This window comes from Pseudomonas sp. B21-036, from assembly GCF_024748925.1.
Taxonomy (GTDB): domain Bacteria; phylum Pseudomonadota; class Gammaproteobacteria; order Pseudomonadales; family Pseudomonadaceae; genus Aquipseudomonas; species Aquipseudomonas palmensis.
Map to the genome: position 1 here is coordinate 5,516,518 of NZ_CP087178.1, position 19,459 is coordinate 5,535,976.

Below are 19,459 nucleotides of genomic sequence, written 5' to 3' on the forward strand. Positions count from 1 at the left end.
TCATGCCAATGATCGTTTTTATCCTTTTGTGCAATGGCCCGCAAAGGCCGAGAATCCACGGCTCACCCTTCCCTTTTCAGGAGCTGCATCATGCAGGCTGCGCCCGTTACCGAACTCAAGGCATTGCTACGGCTGGCCGGGCCGCTGATCGCCTCGCAGTTGGCGCACATGCTGATGCTGCTCACCGACACCCTGATGATGGCCAAAATCAGCCCCGAGGCCCTGGCTGGTGGCGGGCTGGGCGCGGCCAGCTATTCCTTCGTGTCGATCTTCTGCCTGGGAGTGATTGCCGCCGTCGGTACCCTGGTCGCGATTCGCCAGGGTGCGGGCGACAACCCCGGTGCCACGCGCCTGACCCAGGCCGGGCTGTGGCTGGCCTGGGGCATGGCCATCGTCGCCGCGCTGGTACTGTGGAACCTGTCGCCGGTGCTGCTGATGCTGGGCCAGACACCGGGCAACGTGGCTTTTGCCAGCCAGTTCCTGCTGGTGCTGCCGCTGGCCCTGCCCGGCTACCTGAGCTTCATGGCGTTGCGCGGGTTCACCAGTGCACTGGGGCGTTCGACGCCGGTGATGGTGATCAGCCTGGTCGGCACCGTGGTCAATTTCCTGCTCAACTACGCCTTGATCGAAGGCATGTTCGGCCTGCCGAAGCTGGGCCTGATGGGCATCGGCCTGGTGACCGCGCTGGTGGCCAATGCCATGGCCATCGCACTGGCGCTGTACATCCGCCGCCATCCGGCCTACGCGGACTTCCCGATACGCCAGGGCCTGAGCCGCCCGCACCTGCCGGCGTTGCGCGAGCTGTGGCGCCTGGGCCTGCCGATTGGTGGCACCTACACCGTGGAGGTCGGGCTGTTTGCCTTCGCAGCGCTGTGCATCGGCACCATGGGCACCACCGACCTGGGCGCGCACCAGATCGCCCTGCAGATCGTGTCGACCGCGTTCATGATCCCGGCGGGCCTGTCATACGCGGTGACCATGCGTGTGGGCCTGCATTACGGCGCCGACCGCCTGCTGGCGGCGCGTCAGGCCGGGCGCGTGGGCATCGGTTTTGGCGCGGCGATGATGCTCGGTTTCTCGCTGCTGTTCTGGCTGATGCCCGAGGCGCTGGTGGGGCTGTTTCTGGACCGCCAGGACCCGGCCTTCGCCGATGTGATCCGGGTGGCGGTGAGCCTGTTGATGGTGGCGGCGTGGTTCGAGCTGTTCGACGGTATTCAGACCATCGCGATGGGCTCTATTCGCGGGCTCAAGGACGCCAAGACCACGTTCCTGGTGGGGTTGGCCGGGTACTGGCTGATCGGCGCACCGGCGGCGTGGGTGTTCGCGTTTCCCATGGGCGGCGGCGCGGTAGGCGTGTGGTGGGGGCTGGCGCTGGGGTTGGCGTGTGCGGCAATCGGGCTGACGGTGGCGTTCGAGTGGCGGATGCGGCGGTTGCTGGGCAGTTCGCAGATGGCACAGGTTTCTGTACAACCTTGAGGGCCTGTTCGCCGGCAAGGCCGGCTCCTACCCTGTTTCGCGCATACCGGCGACGGGGGCTACAGCGCCACTGCGCCCTGCCCCGCCCCCTGCACCAGATACTCGACCAGTTGCTCGATCGGCAACGGCCGGCTGATCAGAAAGCCCTGCACCTGGTCGCAGCCAAAGCTGCGCAGCAACGCCAGCTGTTCCTCGGTCTCCACGCCCTCGGCCACCACCTCCAGGTTCAGGTTGTGCGCAAGGTTGATCATGGCGTGCACCAGCTTGCGGTTCTCTTCGCGCTGCTCCATGCCACCGACAAAGCTGCGGTCGACCTTGAGCAGGGCGATCGGCAGGCTGTTCAGGTGCACGAACGACGAAAAGCCGGTGCCGAAGTCATCCAGCGAAAACCGCACCCCCAAGCGTCCCAGCGCGTCCATGGTCTGCTTGACCAGGTCGTTGCGCCGCATCACTGCGGTCTCGGTCAGCTCGAACTCCAGCCAGCCCGCATCCACCCCGTGCTCGACGATCAGCCGCCCCAGCGTGGCCAGCAGCTGGCTGTCCTGAAACTGGCGAAATGACAGGTTGACCGCCATGTGCAATGGCGCCAGCCCCTGCTCGCGCAGTGCCTGCATGTCGCGCAGGGCACGCGAGATCACCCAGTACCCCAGCGGCACGATCAGCCCGCTCTGCTCGGCCAGCGGCACGAATTCGCTCGGTGGCAGCAGGCCACGCTCGCTGTGGCGCCAGCGCACCAGTGCCTCCAGGCCGACGATCCGCCCGTCGCTCAGGTCCAGGCGTGGCTGGTAGTGCAGTTCCAGTTCGTCGCGGCGCAGGCCTCGGCGCAGCTCGCTTTCCAGGTCGGCCAGGCTGCGTGCGTTGCGGTTGATGCGCTCGTTGAAGATGTGAAAGGTGCAGCCCTGGGTGCTCTTGGCCTGCTGCATGGCGATGTGCGCGTGCCACATCAGCGGGTCGGCACCAGCCTGCGCACGGGCATGCGCCACGCCCAGGCTGCACCCCAGCAGCAGGCTTTCGCCGTCGATCCAGTAGGGTTCGGCCAGGGCCTCGGTGATGCGCTCGGCCATCCACTCGGCACGCTGCGGCTCGCGCCGGGTGTCGATCAGCAGGGCGAATTCGTCGCTGCCCAGGCGCGCCACCTGATCGCCTGCCTCGAGCTGGCGCTTGAGCCGGCTGACCACCTGCAGGATCAGGCGGTCACCGGCCTGGTGGCCGAGGGCATCGTTGGCGTGGCGGAAGTTGTCCAGGTCCAGGTGCCCGAGGGCCACACCGCGCCCGTCGTTTTCGGCCAGGCGCGCGGCCAGCAGGGTCTGGAAACCCTGGCGGTTGGCAATGCCGGTCAGCGGGTCCTGCTCGGCCAGGCGCTGCAGGGTGGCTTCGAGCACACCTCGCTCGCGCACATGGCGCAGGCAGCGGCGCAGCATGTCGCCGCTCAACTGCTCGAACACCAGCCAGTCGCTCACCCCCGGCGGCGCCTCGGGCGGCTCCTGCTCCAGCAGCAGCACCATGGGCAGGTCGCAACGCCCCGGCGCCGGCTGCAAGCCCGGGGTGGCCAGCACCAGCGCGTTGCGGTCGCGGGCGAACAGGCTGTCGACCGCGTCCCAGCCGGGTGCGGTCACCAGCACCGCGCCACCGCCCAGCGGCAGCAGGCATTCACCAAGGGCAACGGCCCAGTGCGGCCCGTCCGCCAGCAGAAGCAGACGCAACGGTTGGACAAGCGTAGACAAGCTGGCTCCTTAGCACGAGAACGCGGTCAATGACGATGTGGGCGGGATGCTCGATCCTGAACCATCAAATGTAAATGGTTTTCACTTTAACTCACGACATTCCTTCGTCCTGATCCCGCGGTATTTCGCCACGCATCCTGCGGGAAAGTATCAAAAGCGGCAAATTAAGATCGCGTGGTACGTCACACTGTCAGACGGTCGCGGCACAATTGCTCTGCGCCTGCTAAAATGCCCGGCTATTTTTCAGCGACCCCCGGTTAACGTCATGTCCCGACTCAACCCCCGGCAACAGGAAGCCGTGAGCTACGTCGGCGGCCCTCTTTTGGTGCTCGCCGGTGCTGGCTCCGGCAAGACCAGCGTGATCACGCGCAAGATCGCCCACCTGATCCAGAACTGCGGCATCCGTGCCCAGTACATCGTGGCCATGACCTTCACCAACAAGGCGGCGCGCGAGATGAAGGAGCGCGTGGGCACCCTGCTGCGCGGCGGCGAGGGGCGCGGCCTGACGGTATCGACCTTCCACAACCTTGGCCTGAACATCATTCGCAAGGAGCATGAACGGCTGGGCTTCAAGCCGGGTTTCTCGATTTTCGACGAAACCGACGTCAAGGCCCTGATGACCGACATCATGCAGAAGGAATACTCCGGGGACGATGGCGTCGACGAGATCAAGAACATGATCGGCGCCTGGAAGAACGACCTGATCCTGCCGCCCGAGGCCCTGGAGAACGCGCGCAACCCCAAGGAGCAGACCGCCGCCATCGTGTATGCGCACTATCAGCGCACGCTCAAGGCGTTCAACGCGGTCGACTTCGACGACTTGATCCTGCTGCCGGTCAAGCTGTTCCAGGACCACCCCGACATTCTGCAGAAGTGGCAGAACAAGGTGCGCTACCTGCTGGTGGACGAATACCAGGACACCAACGCCAGCCAGTACCTGCTGGTGAAGATGCTGATCGGTACGCGCAACCAGTTCACCGTGGTGGGCGACGACGACCAGTCGATCTATGCCTGGCGGGGCGCGCGCCCTGAAAACCTGATGCTGCTCAAGGACGACTACCCGTCCCTGAAGGTGGTGATGCTGGAGCAGAACTACCGCTCCACCAGCCGCATCCTGCGCTGCGCCAACGTGCTGATCTCCAACAACCCCCACGCCTTCGAGAAGCAGCTGTGGAGCGAGATGGGCCACGGCGACGAGATCCGCGTGATCCGCTGCAAGAACGAGGAAGCCGAGGCCGAGCGCGTGGCCATGGAGATCCTCAGCCTGCACCTGCGTACCGACCGCCCGTACAGCGACTTCGCCATCCTCTACCGCGGCAACTACCAGGCCAAGCTGATCGAGCTGAAGCTGCAGCACCACCAGATCCCCTACCGCCTGTCGGGCGGTAACAGTTTCTTCGGGCGCCAGGAAGTAAAAGACCTGATGGCCTACTTCCGCCTGCTGGTGAACCCGGACGACGACAACGCCTACCTGCGCGTGATCAACGTGCCGCGCCGCGAAATCGGCTCCACCACCCTGGAAAAACTCGGCAACTACGCCACCGAGCGCAAGGTGTCGATGTATGCCGCCAGCGAGGAGCTGGGCCTGGGCGAGCATCTGGACAGCCGCTTCACCGATCGCCTGCAGCGCTTCAAACGCTGGATGGACAAGGTGCGCGAGCAGGTCGCGCTGGAAGACCCGATCGCCGCGCTGCGCAGCATGGTGACCGACATCGACTACGAGAACTGGATCCGTACCAACAGTTCCAGTGACAAGGCCGCGGACTTTCGCATGGGCAACGTCTGGTTCCTGATCGAGGCGTTGAAAAACACCCTCGAGAAGGACGAGGAAGGCGGCATGACCATCGAGGAAGCCATCGGCAAGCTGGTGTTGCGCGACATGCTCGAACGCCAGCAGGAAGAGGAAGAAGGCGCCGAGGGCGTGCAGATGATGACGCTGCATGCCTCCAAGGGTCTGGAGTTTCCCTACGTGTTCATCATGGGCATGGAAGAGGAAATCCTCCCGCACCGCTCCAGCATCGAGGCCGACACCATCGAGGAGGAGCGGCGCCTGGCCTACGTGGGCATCACCCGCGCACGCCAGACCCTGGCCTTCACCTTTGCCGCCAAGCGCAAGCAGTACGGCGAGATCATCGATTGCGCGCCAAGCCGCTTCCTCGATGAATTGCCCGATGACGACCTGGCCTGGGAAGGCCTGGACGATACACCCACGGAAGTCAAAGCCGTGCGTGGCAATACGGCCCTGGCCGATATCCGCGCCATGCTCAAACGATAGATAATCCACCTTTGCCCTGGCTTGTTGCCGGGGCCTTTTGGCTACATCGAGGAATTACACCAGTGGAAGCACTGCACCAGAAGATTCGCGAAGAAGGCATCGTGCTTTCCGATCAGGTTCTCAAAGTCGATGCGTTTCTCAACCATCAGATCGACCCTGCGCTGATGCAACTGATTGGCGACGAGTTCGCCCGTCTGTTCGCCGATGCGGGCGTGACCAAGATCGTCACCATCGAGGCCTCGGGGATTGCCCCGGCGGTGATGACCGGTTTGAAGCTGGGCGTGCCGGTGATCTTCGCCCGCAAGCACCAGTCGCTGACCCTGACCGAGAACCTGCTGGTGGCTTCGGTGTACTCGTTCACCAAGCAGACCGAGAACACCGTGGCGATTTCGCCGCGTCACCTCAACAGCAGCGACCGCGTGCTGGTGATCGACGACTTCCTGGCCAACGGCAAGGCGTCGCAGGCGCTGATCTCGATCATCAAGCAGGCCGGCGCAACCGTGGCCGGGCTGGGCATCGTGATCGAGAAGTCGTTCCAGGGCGGACGTGCCGAGCTGGACAGCCAGGGCTATCGCGTCGAGTCGCTGGCCCGGGTGAAGTCGCTGGACGGTGGTGTGGTCAGCTTTATCGAGTAAGGCTTACCGACCGCTTCGCCAGCAAGGCTGGCTCCTACAGGTGCTCCACCGCCTGCAGGAGCCGGCCTTGCCGGCGAAAGCGTTCTACGCGGTAGTTTGCAAAGCCGCCAGCAGCAACCGCTGGTACAGGTCCTCCTTCAGCCCGTCCGGCTCGCTCAGGCCCATGCGCCGCAGATGCTCGGGATACCGCTCCGGCCCCGGCGCATCCAGTGCCGCCTTGCCCAGCTCCAGCGCCTCGCTCAACTTGAACTTGCTCTTGAGCCAGTTCAGCGCGCGCAGCAGGTCCTTCTCTTCAGCGGTGAAATCGCTGCCCAGCGGATACTCGGCAAACAACCGCGCATGCCGCCCACGCAATGCCTCCAGCCGCTGCGGCGTGTTCTGCGTGAAGCGCGCATCCAGCTCGAAATCCTGCGCCAGCTTGCCGGCCTTTTTCGCCTGCTCCATCAGCCCGGGCTGAAACCGCGAATCGCTGATCGCCAGCAACCGCGCAATCACCTCGGCGTCGGTCTGCCCGCGCAGGTCGGCAATGCCGTATTCGGTCACCACGATATCGCGCAGATGCCGCGGGATGGTGCAGTGCCCGTAGGTCCACAGCAGGTTGGAACTGACCTCCCCGCCGGCTTCGCGCCAGCTGCGCAGCAGCAGGATGGAACGCCCGCCTTCCAGCGCGTGGGCCTGGGCGACGAAGTTGTACTGCCCGCCCACCCCGCTCAGTACGCGACCGTCCTCGAGCTGGTCGGCCACCCCCGCCCCCATCAGGGTCATGGTGAACACCGTGTTGATGAAGCGTGCATCGCGGCGCTGTTCGCGCTTGAGGGCCTCGTCGCCGTACAGCTCGTTGATGAAGCTGATCGCGTGCATGGCAAAGGATTTGCGCTGCGCCAGCGGCATCTCGCGCAGGCGCTGGTAGAACGCCTGCGGCCCGAGGAAGAAACCGCCATGCACCAGCACCCCGTCGGCCACCGGCCGGCGCACCACGCCCGCCTCCGCCAGCGCGAGCAATCCGTTCACGAACATCTCGCTGCAGCCATACAGGCCCTGGGCAAACGGCGCAGTGCCGCCTTCACGCTCGATCAGCACCTGCCAGGGCGCCAGGTCGAGGTCGGCGAGCAGCGCCTGGTACTCCGGCGCATCCCCCTGGCGCGCCAGCAACGCGGCGGCCAGCGCATCGCCCATGGCGCCGATGCCGATCTGCAGGGTGCCGCCGTCGCGCACCAGGGTGCTGGCGTGCACGCCGATGAAGTGGTCCTGGGTGGTGACGGGCATGTTCGGCGTGGAGAACAGCCGAGTGGTTTCCGGGGCGTCGATCAACAGGTCGAAATCGTCCTGCGCCAGTTCGCTGTCGCCCGGCATGTAGGGCAGCTCGTCGTGCACGTGCCCCAGCATCAGGATGGTTTCGCCGGCTGCACGCCGGCGCGCGATCATCGGCAGCAGGTCGAGGGTGATGTCGGGGTTGCAGCTCAGGCTCAGGTGCCCGGGGCGCTCGGGGTGGGCGGCAACGATCTGCGCCACCAGGTTCAGGCCCTTGGCATTGATGTCGCGGGCCGCATGACTGTAGTTGCTGCTGACGTAGTCCTGCTGGGCCATGTGGCTGTGCAGCATGCTGCCCGGCTGCATGAAGAACTGCTCGACGCGGATGTTGGCCGGCAACCGGTCGCGGCGCAGGTCCTGCAGGTATTCCAGTTCGGGGTAGTCGGCGAACACGCGCTCCACGAAGGGTTCGAGAAAGCGCCGCTGCAGGCCGTCACCCAGGTCCGGGCGGCCCAGGCTCAGTGCGGTGTAGATGGTCAGTTGCCGCTCGGGCAGCTCACGCACCCGTGCATACAGCGCATTGACGAAGCTGTTGGGCTTGCCCAGGCCCAGTGGCAGGCCCATGTGGATGTGCGCCGGCAAACGCGCCAGCACTTCGTCCACGGCGATCTCGATCGAACAGCGGTGCGCCATCTCGGCCTCCTAGGCATCCGTGATTCCAGGGTTGGACCGAGCATGCCCCGCGTTTGCTGCAATGGCCAGCGTCAGAAACGACAAAGCCCGCACGTGGCGGGCCTTGTAGCTGCAGCGTCGGGCTTACTTGAGGCCGGACATCTTCTCGATGGCGGCCTTGAGGTCGTCATCCGAGCAGTCGGCACAGGTGCCTTTTGGCGGCATGGCGTTGATGCCGGTGATGGCCTTGGCCAGGATGCCGTCCAGGCCGCCCTGGTGGTCGGCGCGCTCTTTCCAGGCGGCGGTATCGCCGATCTTCGGTGCGCCCAGCAGACCGCTGCCATGGCACGCGTTGCAGTGCTTGGCGATGACTTCATCCGGGGTCTTGGCACCGCCACCGCCGGCAGTGGCGGCCACTTCCATGCCCTTGCATTCCTGCCCTTGTACACACACCTGACCGACCGGCTCCAGCCGCTTGGCGATGTCGTCATTGGTCACAGCCTGGGCGTTGACGGCCCATAGGGCTACTACGGCTGCTGGTACGGCCAGCATTGTCTTGATTAGATTCACGCGTACACCCTCATGGTGGCTAGTCACGCCCGCGGCCACGGTTTCGCAGGCCGCGCAAGTATAGCGGGAACCCCGCCTCACCGAAACAACCCTAAAGACCAAAGGGGTTTAGCCGCGACAATCCGCCGCGCATTGGCGACGCGCGTGGGCTCAGAAGTTGGCCGGGGTGGCGGCACTGATCAGCCGGGCCGGCTCATCGTAGGGATTGCGGAATCGATGCGGCTTGGTGCTCTCGAAATAGTAGCTGTCGCCCGCCTCGAGGATGAAGGTTTCAAGCCCCACCACCAGCTCCAGACGCCCTTCGAGCAGGATGCCGGTCTCTTCGCCGTCGTGGGTGAGCATCTCTTCGCCGGTGTCGGCACCGGGCGGGTAGATCTCGTTTAGAAAGGCAATGGCGCGGCTGGCGTGGGCCTTGCCGACCAGCTTCATGGTGACTGCGCCGTCGGATATATCGATCAGTTCGTTGGCCTTGTACACGATCTGGGTCGGGTTCTCGGGCTGCAGCTCTTCGGAAAAGAACTCCACCATCGACATCGGAATACCGCCCAGCACCTTGCGCAGCGAGCTGATCGAAGGGCTCACGCTGTTCTTCTCGATCATCGAGATGGTGCTGTTGGTCACGCCCGCCCGCTTGGCCAGCTCGCGTTGAGACAGGCCTTTGAGCTTGCGAATGGCTTGCAGTCGTTCACCGACGTCCAAGGCCTGGGCCCTCCTAAACGAACACGTGGGGTCGAAATTGAACGGTATCATCGCAACAGCGTTCAGTATTTACAACACTTCGACCCGCAGCCCGTCCGCTTTGGCGCCTCAATTGCCGCTGTACACCATCGGCACCCGACGCAGGTTGCAGAAGATCTGATACGGGATGGTGCCCGCCTGGATCGCCACGTCGCTGGCCAGCACATGCTTGCCCCACAACTCCACCGGGCTGCCCAGCCCGGCCTCGGGCACATCGGTGAGGTCGATGCACAGCATGTCCATCGACACGCGGCCAATCAGCTGGCTGCGCTTGCCGGCCACCAGCACCGGGGTACCGGTGGGTGCCAGGCGCGGGTAGCCGTCGGCGTAGCCCATGGCGACCACGCCCACGCGGGTGGGGCGCGGGCTGATGAATTTCGCGCCGTAGCCCACCGGCTCGCCGGCCGGCAGTTCGCGCACGCAGATCACTTTGGATTCCAGGGTCATCACCGGCTGCAGGCGCTGAGCCTGGGCCTGCAGCACCTCGAAGGGCGTGGCGCCATACAGCATGATGCCCGGACGCACCCAGTCGCTGGGCACCTGCGGCCAACCCAGCACCGCCGGCGAGTTGCGCAGGCTGACCTCGGCACTCAGGCCCTGGCGCGCGGCTTCGAACACCGCCACCTGCTCGCTGCTGGCCGTGCTGTCGAGTTCGTCGGCACGGGCGAAGTGGCTCATCAGCACGATGCGCGCCACCTTGCCGCTGGCCAGCAGACGCTGGTAGGCGCCGTGGTAGTCCTTGGGGTGCAGGCCGACGCGGTGCATGCCGGTGTCGAGCTTGAGCCATACGGTGATCGGGCGGGTCAGGCCGGCCTGTTCGATGGCTTCGAGCTGCCACAGCGAATGCACCACGCACCACAGGTCCTGCTCGGCAATCAGGGGCAGCTCGCTGGCTTCGAAAATGCCCTCGAGCAGCAGCACCGGGGCCTTGATGCCGGCAGCACGCAGCTCCAGCGCCTCTTCGATGCAGGCGACGGCAAACCCGTCGGCCTCGCCCTCCAGCGCCTGGGCGCAGCGCACCGCGCCGTGCCCGTAGGCGTCGGCCTTGATCACGGCCAGCGCCTTGGCGCCGGTCAGTTCGCGGGCGAGTTGATAGTTGTGGCGCAGCGCTTGAAGATCGATCAGGGCACGGGCGGGACGCATGACGGCAGCCTTCTGGCAGTCGGGTGAGTTGGGAAACGGATTACGGCAGGGCGGCGACGATCGAGATCTCGACCAGCATCTGCGGATTGCACAGCCGGGCCTGAACGGTGGCGCGGGCCGGGGCATTGCCTTTAGCCAGCCACTGGTCCCACACCGTGTTCATGGCCTGGAACTGGGTGTCGATGTCGCTGAGGTAGATGGTCGCCGACAGCACGCGGCTCTTGTCGGTACCGGCCAGGTCCAGCAGCCGCTCGATGTTGGCCAGCACCTCGCGGGTCTGCTGGCCGACGTCGCCGTTCAGGTCATTACCCACCTGGCCCGACAGGTAGACGGTGCCGTTGTGGGTAACGATCTGGCTCATGCGCTCATTGGTGAGCTGGCGCTGGATTGACATGCTTTGCAGTCTCCTGACTGTTGCTGTAGCGGGAAATGTCGAGGCCTTCGGCGCTGATCTGCGGCTTCTTGCGCGCCATCAGGTCGGCCAGCAGGCGACCCGAACCGCACGCCATGGTCCAGCCGAGGGTGCCGTGGCCGGTGTTCAGGAACAGGTTGCGAAACGCCGTGGCGCCCACGATCGGCGTGCCGTCGGGGGTGGTCGGGCGCAGGCCGGTCCAGAAGCTGGCCTGGCTCAGGTCGCCGCCGCGAGGATAAAGGTCGTTGACAATCATCTCCAGCGTTTCGCGCCGACGCGGGTTGAGCGACAGGTCGAAACCGGCGATCTCGGCCATGCCGCCGACGCGGATGCGGTTGTCGAAGCGGGTGATCGCGACCTTGTAGGTCTCGTCGAGAATCGTCGAGGTCGGGGCCATGGCCGGGTCGGTGATCGGCACGGTCAGCGAGTAGCCCTTGAGCGGGTACACCGGGGCCTTGATGCCCAGCGGCTTGAGCAGTTGCGGCGAGTAGCTGCCCAGGGCCAGCACGTAGCGATCGGCGGTTTCCAGCTTGCCGTCGATCCATACGCCGTTGACCCGGTCGCCCGCGTGATCGAGGCGCTCGATGTTCTGCCCGAAGCGGAATTCCACGCCCAGGTCGCGCGCCATTTCGGCCAGGCGCGTGGTGAACAGCTGGCAGTCGCCGGTCTGGTCGTTGGGCAGGCGCAGGGCACCGGCGAGGATGTCGGTGACATTGGCCAGGGCAGGCTCCACGCGGGCAATGCCGTCGCGGTCGAGCAGCTCGTAGGGCACACCGGACTGTTCCAGCACGGCGATATCCTTGGCCGCGTTGTCCAGTTGCGCCTGGGTGCGGAACAACTGGGTGGTGCCCAGGGTGCGGCCTTCGTAGGCAATGCCGGTTTCGGCACGCAGCTCGTCGAGGCAGTCGCGGCTGTACTCGGACAGGCGCACCATGCGCTCCTTGTTCACCGCATAGCGGTTGGCCGTGCAGTTGCGCAGCATCTGCGCCATCCACAGGTACTGGTCGATGTCGGCGGTGGCCTTGATGGCCAGCGGGGCGTGGCGCTCGAGCAGCCACTTGATGGCCTTGAGCGGCACACCGGGTGCAGCCCAGGGCGAGGCATAACCCGGCGATACCTGGCCAGCGTTGGCGAAGCTGGTTTCCATGGCCACCGCCGGCTGGCGATCGACCACCACCACTTCAAACCCCTGACGAGCCAGATAGTAGGCACTGGCGGTCCCGATGACGCCGCTACCAAGTACCAGAACGCGCATGTTGTTATCCCTCGAGGCGGCGTACCGCACACATTTGTTGTTTAAGGCATGGATGGGCGCAGTATAGGAAGGTAGAGGCAGTGCTTTTCACTATATAAAAGCCTATATTTGGCGAGAATTCTCGGCAGGGTCGGCTTTTACGGAGGGGCATCCACTATGAGAACCCAGCATCAAAGCAAACGTGAACTGGACAAGATCGACCGCAACATCCTGCGCATCCTGCAGACCGACGGGCGCATCTCGTTCACCGAACTGGGCGAGAAGGTCGGCCTGTCGACCACCCCGTGCACCGAGCGGGTCCGGCGTCTGGAGCGCGAAGGCATCATCATGGGCTACAACGCCCGGCTCAACCCGCAGCACCTCAAGGGCAGCCTGCTGGTGTTCGTCGAGATCAGCCTGGACTACAAGTCGGGGGACACTTTCGAGGAGTTTCGCCGCGCGGTGCTCAAGCTGCCCCACGTATTGGAATGCCACCTGGTATCGGGCGATTTCGACTACCTGGTGAAGGCGCGCATCTCGGAGATGGCCTCCTACCGCAAGCTGCTGGGCGACATCCTGCTCAAGCTGCCGCACGTGCGCGAATCCAAGAGCTACATCGTGATGGAAGAGGTGAAGGAAAGCCTCAACCTGCCGATTCCGGACTGAGCCTTACACCAGCACCTGGCGGGTGCTGGCGATGTACTGGTGCACCAGGCGCTCGGCCTGCGGGTCGATCATCTCGGCAGGGCCGCGACCATTGGGGCACGGCAGGCGCGGGGTGGTGCCGAACAGGCGGCAGATCAGCGGCCGCTCCTCGTACACCGTGCAGCCCTCGGGGCCCAGGTGCACACAGTTGAGCTCATCCAGCGCGGCCTGTTGCTCGGCCGCGCTCTTGCGTGGCAGGCGCGCCATTTCCTCGCTGGAGGTGGTCACCGGGCCGCAGCAATCGTGGCAGCCCGGCACGCAGGCGAACGACGGGATCTGCTCACGCAGGAAGCGGATCTTGTGACTGTTGCAACTCATGGCAGACTCGTGGCGGGAAAGGCTGAAGCGCCATTTTGCCCCACGGTTGCCTGCCGATCAAAGCACCGCCTATGCTGTGTCAAATTTTCCACACAGCCCTACCAGGATCCTTCAAACGTGCATACCACTTCCTACTACGCTGCCCACAGCGCCGGGCAACCGGCGTACCCGCCCCTGCAAGGCGAGCTGAACTGTGATGTGTGCGTGGTGGGCGGCGGCTTTTCGGGCCTCAATACCGCCATCGAACTGGCCGAACGCGGCCTGAGCGTGGTGCTGCTCGAAGCGCACAAGATCGGTTGGGGCGCCAGTGGACGCAATGGCGGGCAGCTGATTCGCGGGGTCGGACACGGCCTGGACCAGTTCACCCCGGTGATCGGCAGCGAGGGAGTGCGCAGCCTCAAACTGATGGGCCTGGAAGCAGTGGACATCGTGCGCCAGCGCATCGAACGCCATGCCATCGACTGCGACCTGACCTGGGGCTACTGCGACCTGGCCAACAAGCCACGGGAATTCGAGGGCTTCAGCGAAGAGATCGACGAGCTGCGCGGACTGGGCTACACCCATGAGCTGCGCCTGGTGCAGCCCGACCAGATGCACACGGTGGTCGGCTCGCGTCGCTACGCCGGCGGCCTGGTGGACATGGGCTCGGGGCACCTGCACCCGCTGAACCTGGCGCTGGGCGAGGCCGAGGCCGCGCGCCAGCTGGGCGTGCAGGTGTTCGAGCATTCCCGTGTCACCCGCATCGAGCACGGCCCGCAGGTGCATGTGCACACCGCCAAGGGCTCGGTGCGGGCGAACACGCTGGTGCTGTGCTGCAATGCCTACATCAACGACCTGGACCGCGAGCTCAGTGGCAAGGTGCTGCCGGCCGGCAGCTACATCATCGCCACCGAACCGCTGAGCGAAGCCCTGGCCAACGAGTTGCTGCCGCAGAACATGGCGGTGTGCGACCAGCAGGTGACCGTGGACTACTATCGGCTCTCGGCCGACCGGCGCCTGCTGTTCGGTGGCGCCTGCCACTATTCGGGGCGCGATCCGCAGGACATCGGCGCCTACATGCGGCCCAAGATGCTCAAGGTGTTCCCGCAACTGGCCGACACCCGCATCGAATACCAGTGGGGCGGCATGATCGGCATCGGCGCCAACCGCCTGCCGCAGATCGGCCGCCTGCGCGACCGGCCCAACGTTTACTACGCCCAGGCCTATGCCGGCCACGGGCTCAACGCCACGCACCTGGCCGGGCGGCTGCTGGGCGAGGCGATCAGCGGCCAGCAGAGCGGGCGCTTCGACCTGTTCGCCCAGGTGCCGCACATCACCTTCCCTGGCGGCAAGCACCTGCGCTCGCCGCTGTTGGCGCTGGGCATGCTGTGGCACCGCCTCAAGGCACTGGCCTAGGGTCTCCAGAACGGCCTGAGACCTTCCTTCACGGCCTGGTCTCGGGTCAGGCCGATATCGCGCAGCTGCTCGGCATCGAGCTGCAGCAGTGCATGGCGTGAACGCCACCGCCGCATCATCACAGCCCAGCGACTCGGGCTGGCTGGCGCCTCATGTCGCGCCACCTCGCCTTTGGTGCACAGTGGCAGGCCTGCATCGCTCGCGCCGTTCATCGCTTCATTCCTCCAGGGTGGGTAACCGTGCAGCCATGATGCGCGGGTGCTGCAAGGCATTACAGATTCAACCGCCAGGTATTATTTCCATACAGATGTGTCGATAACGGCGCTGAATGCTGTATTTTTGCCCAATCTGTACCGGTTGCCAGCCGCTTGCCCGCCCAGGAGTACGCCATGACCCTCTACGTCAACCTCGCCGAACTGATTGGCGCACGCATCGAGCAGGGCCTCTACCGCCCCGGCGACCGCCTGCCGTCGGTGCGGGCCCTGAGCGTCGAGCATGGCGTGAGCCTGAGTACCGTGCAGCAGGCGTATCGGGTGCTGGAAGACCACGGGCTGGCGGCGCCCAGGCCCAAGTCCGGCTATTTCGTGCCTGACCATCGCCCACTACCCGCCCTGCCCGACGTCAGCCGCCCGGCCCAGCGCCCTGTGGATATCTCGCAATGGGACCAGGTGTTCGAGCTGGTGCGCAGCGTGCCGCGCAAGGACGTGGTGCAACTGGGCCGCGGCATGCCCGATGTCGGCAGCCCCACCCTCAAGCCGTTGCTGCGCAGCCTGGCGCAGCTGAGCCGGCGCCAGGACATGCCCGGCCTGTACTACGACACCGTCGCCGGCACCGAAGCCCTGCGCGAGCAGGTGGCGCGGCTGATGCTCGATTCGGGCTGCAGCCTGAGCACGGCAGACCTGGTGATCACCACCGGCTGCCAGGAAGCCCTGTCGATCAGCGTGCGCGCGGTGTGCCAGCCGGGCGACATCGTCGCGGTCGAATCACCGAGCTTTCACGGCGCCATGCAGACCCTCAAGGGCCTGGGCATGAAAGCGTTGGAGATCCCCACCGACCCCCTCACCGGCATCAGCCTCGAAGCCCTGGAGCTGGCCCTGGAACAGTGGCCGATCAAGCTGATCCAGCTGACCCCCAGCTGCAACAATCCATTGGGCTACATCATGCCCGAGGCGCGCAAACGCGCCCTGCTGACCCTGGCCCAGCGCTTCGACGTGGCGATCCTGGAGGACGACGTGTATGGCGACCTGGCCTACACCTACCCGCGCCCACGCACCATCAAGTCGTTCGACGACGACGGCCGCGTGCTGCTGTGCAGCTCGTTCTCCAAGACCCTTGCACCCGGCCTGCGGGTGGGCTGGGTGGCGCCGGGGCGCTACCTGGAGCGGGTGATGCACATGAAGTACATCAGCACCGGCTACACCGCCACCCAGCCGCAGCTGGCGATTGCCGACTTCATCGAGGGCGGCCACTACCAGCCGCACCTGCGCCGTGTGCGCGGCCAGTACCAGCGCGCCCGCGATCAGATGATCGACTGGGTGAGCCGCTACTTCCCCGCCGGCACCCGCGCCAGCCGGCCCCAGGGCGGCTTCGTGCTGTGGGTGGAACTGCCGGAAAGTTTCGACACCTTGCGCCTGAACCGGGCTTTACTAGAGCAAGGTGTGCAGATTGCGGTGGGCAGCATCTTTTCGGCGTCGGGCAAGTTCCGCAACTGCCTGCGCATGAACTTTGCCGCCCGCGCCACTGCCGAAATCGAAGCGGCCGTGCGCAGGGTCGGCGAAACCGCCATTCGTCTACTGGCCGAGGATGAGCGCGGCGGGTAACGTTGCGCCGCCCCGCGTGGTCCAACCCCCAACTGCCTTCCTGCTCAAGGACATGCCCCTTTGACCAAACCCAGGGCCTTCGCGCTGTTACTGATGCTGGCGCTCACCCTTGCCGGGTGCGCCACCTCCAGCACGCCCCGTACCGTGACCCAGGCCCTGCCCGCCAGCGACTCGGCCTTTGGCCGTTCGGTGCAGCGCCAGGCCAGCGCCCATGAGGGGCGGTCAGGCTTTCGCCTGCTGCCCAACAGCACCGAGGCGTTCCACGCCCGCGCCGAGCTGATCCGTAACGCCCAGAGCAGCATCGACCTGCAGTACTACATCGTGCATGACGGGCTCAGCACCCGCGCGCTGGTGCACGAACTGCTGCAGGCTGCCGACCGTGGCGTGCGCGTGCGCATCCTGCTCGACGACACCACCAGCGACGGCCTGGACGAGGTCATCGCCACCCTGGCGGCGCACCCGAAGGTACAGATTCGCGTGTTCAACCCGCTGCACCTGGGGCGCAGCACCGGCGTGACCCGTGCCCTGGGCAGGCTGTTCAACCTGTCGCTGCAGCACCGGCGCATGCACAACAAGCTGTGGCTGGTGGACAACAGCATGGCCATCGTCGGCGGGCGCAACCTGGGTGACGAATACTTCGACGCCGAGCCCAACCTGAACTTCACCGACATCGACATGCTGGGCGTGGGGCCGGTGGCCGAACAGCTGGGGCACAGCTTCGACCAGTACTGGAACAGCGCCCTGAGCCGACCGATTGGCGACTTCATGTTCAGCACCCCGAACGCCGACGACCTGCGTGTGAGCCGCGAGCGCCTGGAGGCTTCGCTGAGCGAGGCCAGGGTAAAGCGCAAGGCACTGTACGACCGCCTGATGGCCTACAAGACCCACCCGCGCCTGGATTCCTGGCGCAACGAGTTGATCTGGGCACACAACCAGGCGCTGTGGGATGCGCCAAGCAAGGTGCTGGCCCAGGCCGAGCCAGACCCGCGGTTGCTGCTGACCCAGCAGTTGGCGCCCGACCTGAACGACGTGCACCATGAGCTGATCCTGGTATCGGCCTACTTCGTGCCTGGCGAGACCGGCCTGCTGTACCTGACCAGCCATGCCGACGCCGGGGTGTCGGTGAGCCTGCTGACCAACTCGCTGGAGGCCACCGACGTGCCGGCGGTACACGGCGGCTATGCGCCGTACCGCAAGGCGCTGCTGGAACACGGGGTAAAACTGTACGAACTGCGCCGCCAGCCCGGCGACCCCAGCAGCGGGCGTATCCATCACTTCGGCAGTGCATCGGACTCGAGCCTGCACAGCAAGGCGATCGTGTTCGATCGGCAGAAGACCTTCATCGGCTCGTTCAACTTCGACCCGCGCTCGGTGCTGTGGAACACCGAGGTCGGCGTGCTGGTGGACAGCCCGCAACTGGCCGAGTACACCCGCGACCTGGCGCTGCAGGGCATGGCCCCGGCGCTGAGCTACGAGCCGCGGCTGGTCGACGGCAAGCTGGTGTGGGTGACCGAGGACAATGGGCAGTTGCACACGTTGACGACAGAGCCAGGCGGGCTGTGGCGACGATTCAATGCGTGGGTGAGCAAGGCGGTGGGGTTGGAGAGGATGTTGTAGGGTGAAGCTATGCGGCTTGTTCGCTGCGGTGATCGCTTGGGTTAGCTTGCCGATACCGTTGCGGTCGTAGGCAGAGCGATAGGTTTGCGACTTCTTGCGCAGTACTGTGCAAGAAGTTGCGCAGTTGGCTGCAGGCCACGTTGAGTATGGCCCGCAGCAATGTATGCACAGGTTTATCCACATTTTGGTGCGCAAGAAGTTGCGCAGCTGGGTGAAAGCGACGAAAGGTGAAATCCCCCGAGAATAGCGCTCCTCGAGGGGATTCAACCGGTACAAAGCGGCCCTAGGCCGTGGCAGGCTCGAAGGCATTCGGCCGCATCGCCAACAGCACCAGCCCGAACGCGCCCGCCGCCATCAGCAGCGGCAACGCATGCCCGCTCACCCACTGGCTACCGGCCCCAGCAGCCAATGGCCCGATCAGGCAGCCGATGCCCCACAGCTGCGCCACGTGGGCGTTGGCGCGCACCAGCGCATCATCGCGATAGCGTTCGCCGATCAGGATCAGCGACAGGGTGAACAGGCCACCGGCACTGGCGCCGAACAGCACCCACAATGGCCAGATCGCCGGCGTGTGCATCAGCACCGGAATGGCCAGGCTCGACACCAGCAGGGTCATGGCGCAGCCGGTGAACAGCGTACGGCGAGACATGTAGTCGGCCAGCGCCCCGATCGGCAGTTGCAGCACCGCATCGCCCACCACCACGGTACTGACCATGAACAGCGCCAGCTCGGTGGTGAAGCCCTGCTGCAGGCAGTACACCGGCAACAGGGTGAGGATCATCGCCTCGAACGCGGCGAACAGCGCAATGGCCCAGGCGATTACCGGTAAGCGCCGGCAGAAGCCCACCAGGTCACGCAGGCCCACACCACAGGCTTCAGCGCTGGGCGCCCCGCTGCGACCGATCAGCACCAGCGGTGCCACCACCAGCAACCCGGCCCCGATCCAGAAGCCCAGGTCATCCTCCGAACCCAGCACGCCCAGCAGCAGCGGCCCGGCCAGCTGGCTGAGGGCATAGCTGCTGCCATACAGCGCCACCAGGCGGCCACGCCATTGCTCGACCACCAGCTGGTTGATCCAGCTTTCGCCAAGGATGAACACGATGGTCAGGATCACCCCGATCAGCAGGCGCAACGCCAGCCACACCGGATAGCTGGGCAGCAGCGCCAGCAGGCCGATGGACAACGCACCGGCCAGCAGGCACAGGCGCATCAGCGTGGCGGTGCCGAAATACGCCGCCAGGCGGCTGGACAGGCTGGCGCCAACCAGCACGCCAATTGCCGGCATCGCCGCCATCACGCCAATGGCAAAGCTGCCATAGCCCCAGCTCTCCAGACGCAGCGATACCAACGGCATGCTCACGCCCAGGGCAAGGCCGACGCTCAGAACCGACGACAGCACGGCGAAGTAGGTAGCCCAACGCATGTGTACTTCCTCGCAGAATGATGGATCGCCACAAGCAACACAGCCGGGCCT

17 protein-coding genes are annotated in these 19,459 nt (G+C 65.4%); 7 read left to right on the forward strand and 10 right to left on the reverse strand.

The window, feature by feature from the left end; genetic code table 11:
• Positions 1-90: 90 nt before the first annotated feature.
• Positions 91-1,476, forward strand: a complete 1,386-nt coding sequence (locus tag LOY33_RS25170) for a NorM family multidrug efflux MATE transporter (protein ID WP_058541723.1) — start codon at positions 91-93, stop codon at positions 1,474-1,476.
• A gap of 59 nt (positions 1,477-1,535) precedes the next feature.
• Here the strand turns inward: LOY33_RS25170 and LOY33_RS25175 are convergent, their stop codons facing one another.
• A complete protein-coding gene (locus LOY33_RS25175) occupies positions 1,536-3,200 on the reverse strand; it encodes a bifunctional diguanylate cyclase/phosphodiesterase (protein ID WP_258660473.1) in 1,665 nt (554 codons plus the stop codon).
• A gap of 265 nt (positions 3,201-3,465) precedes the next feature.
• On the opposite strand from LOY33_RS25175, the gene rep reads away from it, so the two are divergent.
• Entirely contained in the window at positions 3,466-5,475 is a 2,010-nt protein-coding gene (rep, locus tag LOY33_RS25180) for a DNA helicase Rep (RefSeq protein ID WP_043863336.1), read from the forward strand.
• Between the two features lie 62 nt (positions 5,476-5,537).
• Positions 5,538-6,110 carry a xanthine phosphoribosyltransferase gene (locus LOY33_RS25185; RefSeq protein WP_043863335.1) on the forward strand — a complete coding sequence of 191 codons (573 nt, stop codon included), beginning with the start codon at positions 5,538-5,540 and terminating at the stop codon, positions 6,108-6,110.
• Between the two features lie 84 nt (positions 6,111-6,194).
• Here the strand turns inward: LOY33_RS25185 and LOY33_RS25190 are convergent, their stop codons facing one another.
• From LOY33_RS25190 to dadA, 6 genes are all read right to left on the reverse strand, one after another.
• Entirely contained in the window at positions 6,195-8,054 is a 1,860-nt protein-coding gene (locus tag LOY33_RS25190) for an acetyl-CoA hydrolase/transferase C-terminal domain-containing protein (RefSeq protein WP_058541721.1), read from the reverse strand.
• Positions 8,055-8,177: 123 nt separating this feature from the next.
• Positions 8,178-8,585, reverse strand: a complete 408-nt coding sequence (locus LOY33_RS25195; protein ID WP_043863333.1) for a cytochrome c5 family protein — start codon at positions 8,583-8,585, stop codon at positions 8,178-8,180.
• Between the two features lie 168 nt (positions 8,586-8,753).
• Positions 8,754-9,302, reverse strand: coding sequence for a cupin domain-containing protein (locus tag LOY33_RS25200; RefSeq protein ID WP_043863332.1), 549 nt, complete (start codon positions 9,300-9,302; stop codon positions 8,754-8,756).
• 108 nt (positions 9,303-9,410) lie between these two features.
• Positions 9,411-10,484: an alanine racemase gene (alr, locus tag LOY33_RS25205; protein ID WP_058541720.1), complete on the reverse strand. Its 1,074-nt coding sequence runs from the start codon at positions 10,482-10,484 to the stop codon at positions 9,411-9,413.
• A gap of 40 nt (positions 10,485-10,524) precedes the next feature.
• Positions 10,525-10,878, reverse strand: coding sequence for a RidA family protein (locus LOY33_RS25210; protein WP_043863330.1), 354 nt, complete (start codon positions 10,876-10,878; stop codon positions 10,525-10,527).
• Positions 10,850-12,151: a D-amino acid dehydrogenase gene (gene dadA, locus LOY33_RS25215; protein ID WP_043863329.1), complete on the reverse strand. Its 1,302-nt coding sequence runs from the start codon at positions 12,149-12,151 to the stop codon at positions 10,850-10,852. Before dadA ends, LOY33_RS25210 begins: the two co-directional genes overlap by 29 nt.
• Before the next feature lie 156 nt (positions 12,152-12,307).
• On the opposite strand from dadA, the gene dadR reads away from it, so the two are divergent.
• Positions 12,308-12,796: a transcriptional regulator DadR gene (gene dadR / locus LOY33_RS25220; RefSeq protein ID WP_042121505.1), complete on the forward strand. Its 489-nt coding sequence runs from the start codon at positions 12,308-12,310 to the stop codon at positions 12,794-12,796.
• 3 nt (positions 12,797-12,799) lie between these two features.
• Here dadR and LOY33_RS25225 read toward each other — a convergent pair whose 3' ends face one another.
• Complete coding sequence (locus tag LOY33_RS25225; protein ID WP_043863328.1) at positions 12,800-13,153, reverse strand: YkgJ family cysteine cluster protein; 354 nt, start codon at positions 13,151-13,153, stop codon at positions 12,800-12,802.
• 117 nt (positions 13,154-13,270) lie between these two features.
• Between LOY33_RS25225 and LOY33_RS25230 the strand changes: the two genes are divergently transcribed.
• Positions 13,271-14,548, forward strand: a complete 1,278-nt coding sequence (locus LOY33_RS25230) for an FAD-binding oxidoreductase (protein WP_043863327.1) — start codon at positions 13,271-13,273, stop codon at positions 14,546-14,548.
• On the opposite strand, the gene LOY33_RS25235 is transcribed toward LOY33_RS25230, so the two are convergent.
• A complete protein-coding gene (locus tag LOY33_RS25235; protein ID WP_043863326.1) occupies positions 14,545-14,760 on the reverse strand; it encodes a DUF1127 domain-containing protein in 216 nt (71 codons plus the stop codon). The genes LOY33_RS25230 and LOY33_RS25235 overlap by 4 nt on opposite strands.
• Before the next feature lie 177 nt (positions 14,761-14,937).
• Here LOY33_RS25235 and LOY33_RS25240 point away from each other — a divergent pair, with 177 nt between their 5' ends.
• Together LOY33_RS25240 and LOY33_RS25245 are read left to right on the forward strand one after the other, a co-directional pair.
• Positions 14,938-16,368: a PLP-dependent aminotransferase family protein gene (locus LOY33_RS25240; RefSeq protein WP_058541719.1), complete on the forward strand. Its 1,431-nt coding sequence runs from the start codon at positions 14,938-14,940 to the stop codon at positions 16,366-16,368.
• Between the two features lie 93 nt (positions 16,369-16,461).
• Positions 16,462-17,985: a phospholipase D family protein gene (locus LOY33_RS25245; RefSeq protein ID WP_058541849.1), complete on the forward strand. Its 1,524-nt coding sequence runs from the start codon at positions 16,462-16,464 to the stop codon at positions 17,983-17,985.
• A 283-nt stretch (positions 17,986-18,268) separates the two neighbouring features.
• On the opposite strand, the gene LOY33_RS25250 is transcribed toward LOY33_RS25245, so the two are convergent.
• Positions 18,269-19,408 (reverse strand): MFS transporter, encoded by a 1,140-nt coding sequence (locus LOY33_RS25250; protein WP_043859849.1) that lies wholly within the window; start codon positions 19,406-19,408, stop codon positions 18,269-18,271.
• Positions 19,409-19,459: the final 51 nt, after the last annotated feature.

Coding starts and splice junctions, on each gene's coding strand:
- LOY33_RS25170 (WP_058541723.1), top strand. CDS start 91: ATGCAGGCTGCGCCCGTTACCGAACTCAAGGCATTGCTACGGCTGGCC.
- rep (WP_043863336.1), top strand. CDS start 3,466: ATGTCCCGACTCAACCCCCGGCAACAGGAAGCCGTGAGCTACGTCGGC.
- LOY33_RS25190 (WP_058541721.1), bottom strand. CDS start 8,054: ATGGCGCACCGCTGTTCGATCGAGATCGCCGTGGACGAAGTGCTGGCG.
- LOY33_RS25195 (WP_043863333.1), bottom strand. CDS start 8,585: ATGCTGGCCGTACCAGCAGCCGTAGTAGCCCTATGGGCCGTCAACGCC.
- alr (WP_058541720.1), bottom strand. CDS start 10,484: ATGCGTCCCGCCCGTGCCCTGATCGATCTTCAAGCGCTGCGCCACAAC.
- LOY33_RS25210 (WP_043863330.1), bottom strand. CDS start 10,878: ATGTCAATCCAGCGCCAGCTCACCAATGAGCGCATGAGCCAGATCGTT.
- dadA (WP_043863329.1), bottom strand. CDS start 12,151: ATGCGCGTTCTGGTACTTGGTAGCGGCGTCATCGGGACCGCCAGTGCC.
- dadR (WP_042121505.1), top strand. CDS start 12,308: ATGAGAACCCAGCATCAAAGCAAACGTGAACTGGACAAGATCGACCGC.
- LOY33_RS25225 (WP_043863328.1), bottom strand. CDS start 13,153: ATGAGTTGCAACAGTCACAAGATCCGCTTCCTGCGTGAGCAGATCCCG.
- LOY33_RS25235 (WP_043863326.1), bottom strand. CDS start 14,760: ATGAACGGCGCGAGCGATGCAGGCCTGCCACTGTGCACCAAAGGCGAG.
- LOY33_RS25240 (WP_058541719.1), top strand. CDS start 14,938: ATGACCCTCTACGTCAACCTCGCCGAACTGATTGGCGCACGCATCGAG.
- LOY33_RS25245 (WP_058541849.1), top strand. CDS start 16,462: ATGCTGGCGCTCACCCTTGCCGGGTGCGCCACCTCCAGCACGCCCCGT.
- LOY33_RS25250 (WP_043859849.1), bottom strand. CDS start 19,408: ATGCGTTGGGCTACCTACTTCGCCGTGCTGTCGTCGGTTCTGAGCGTC.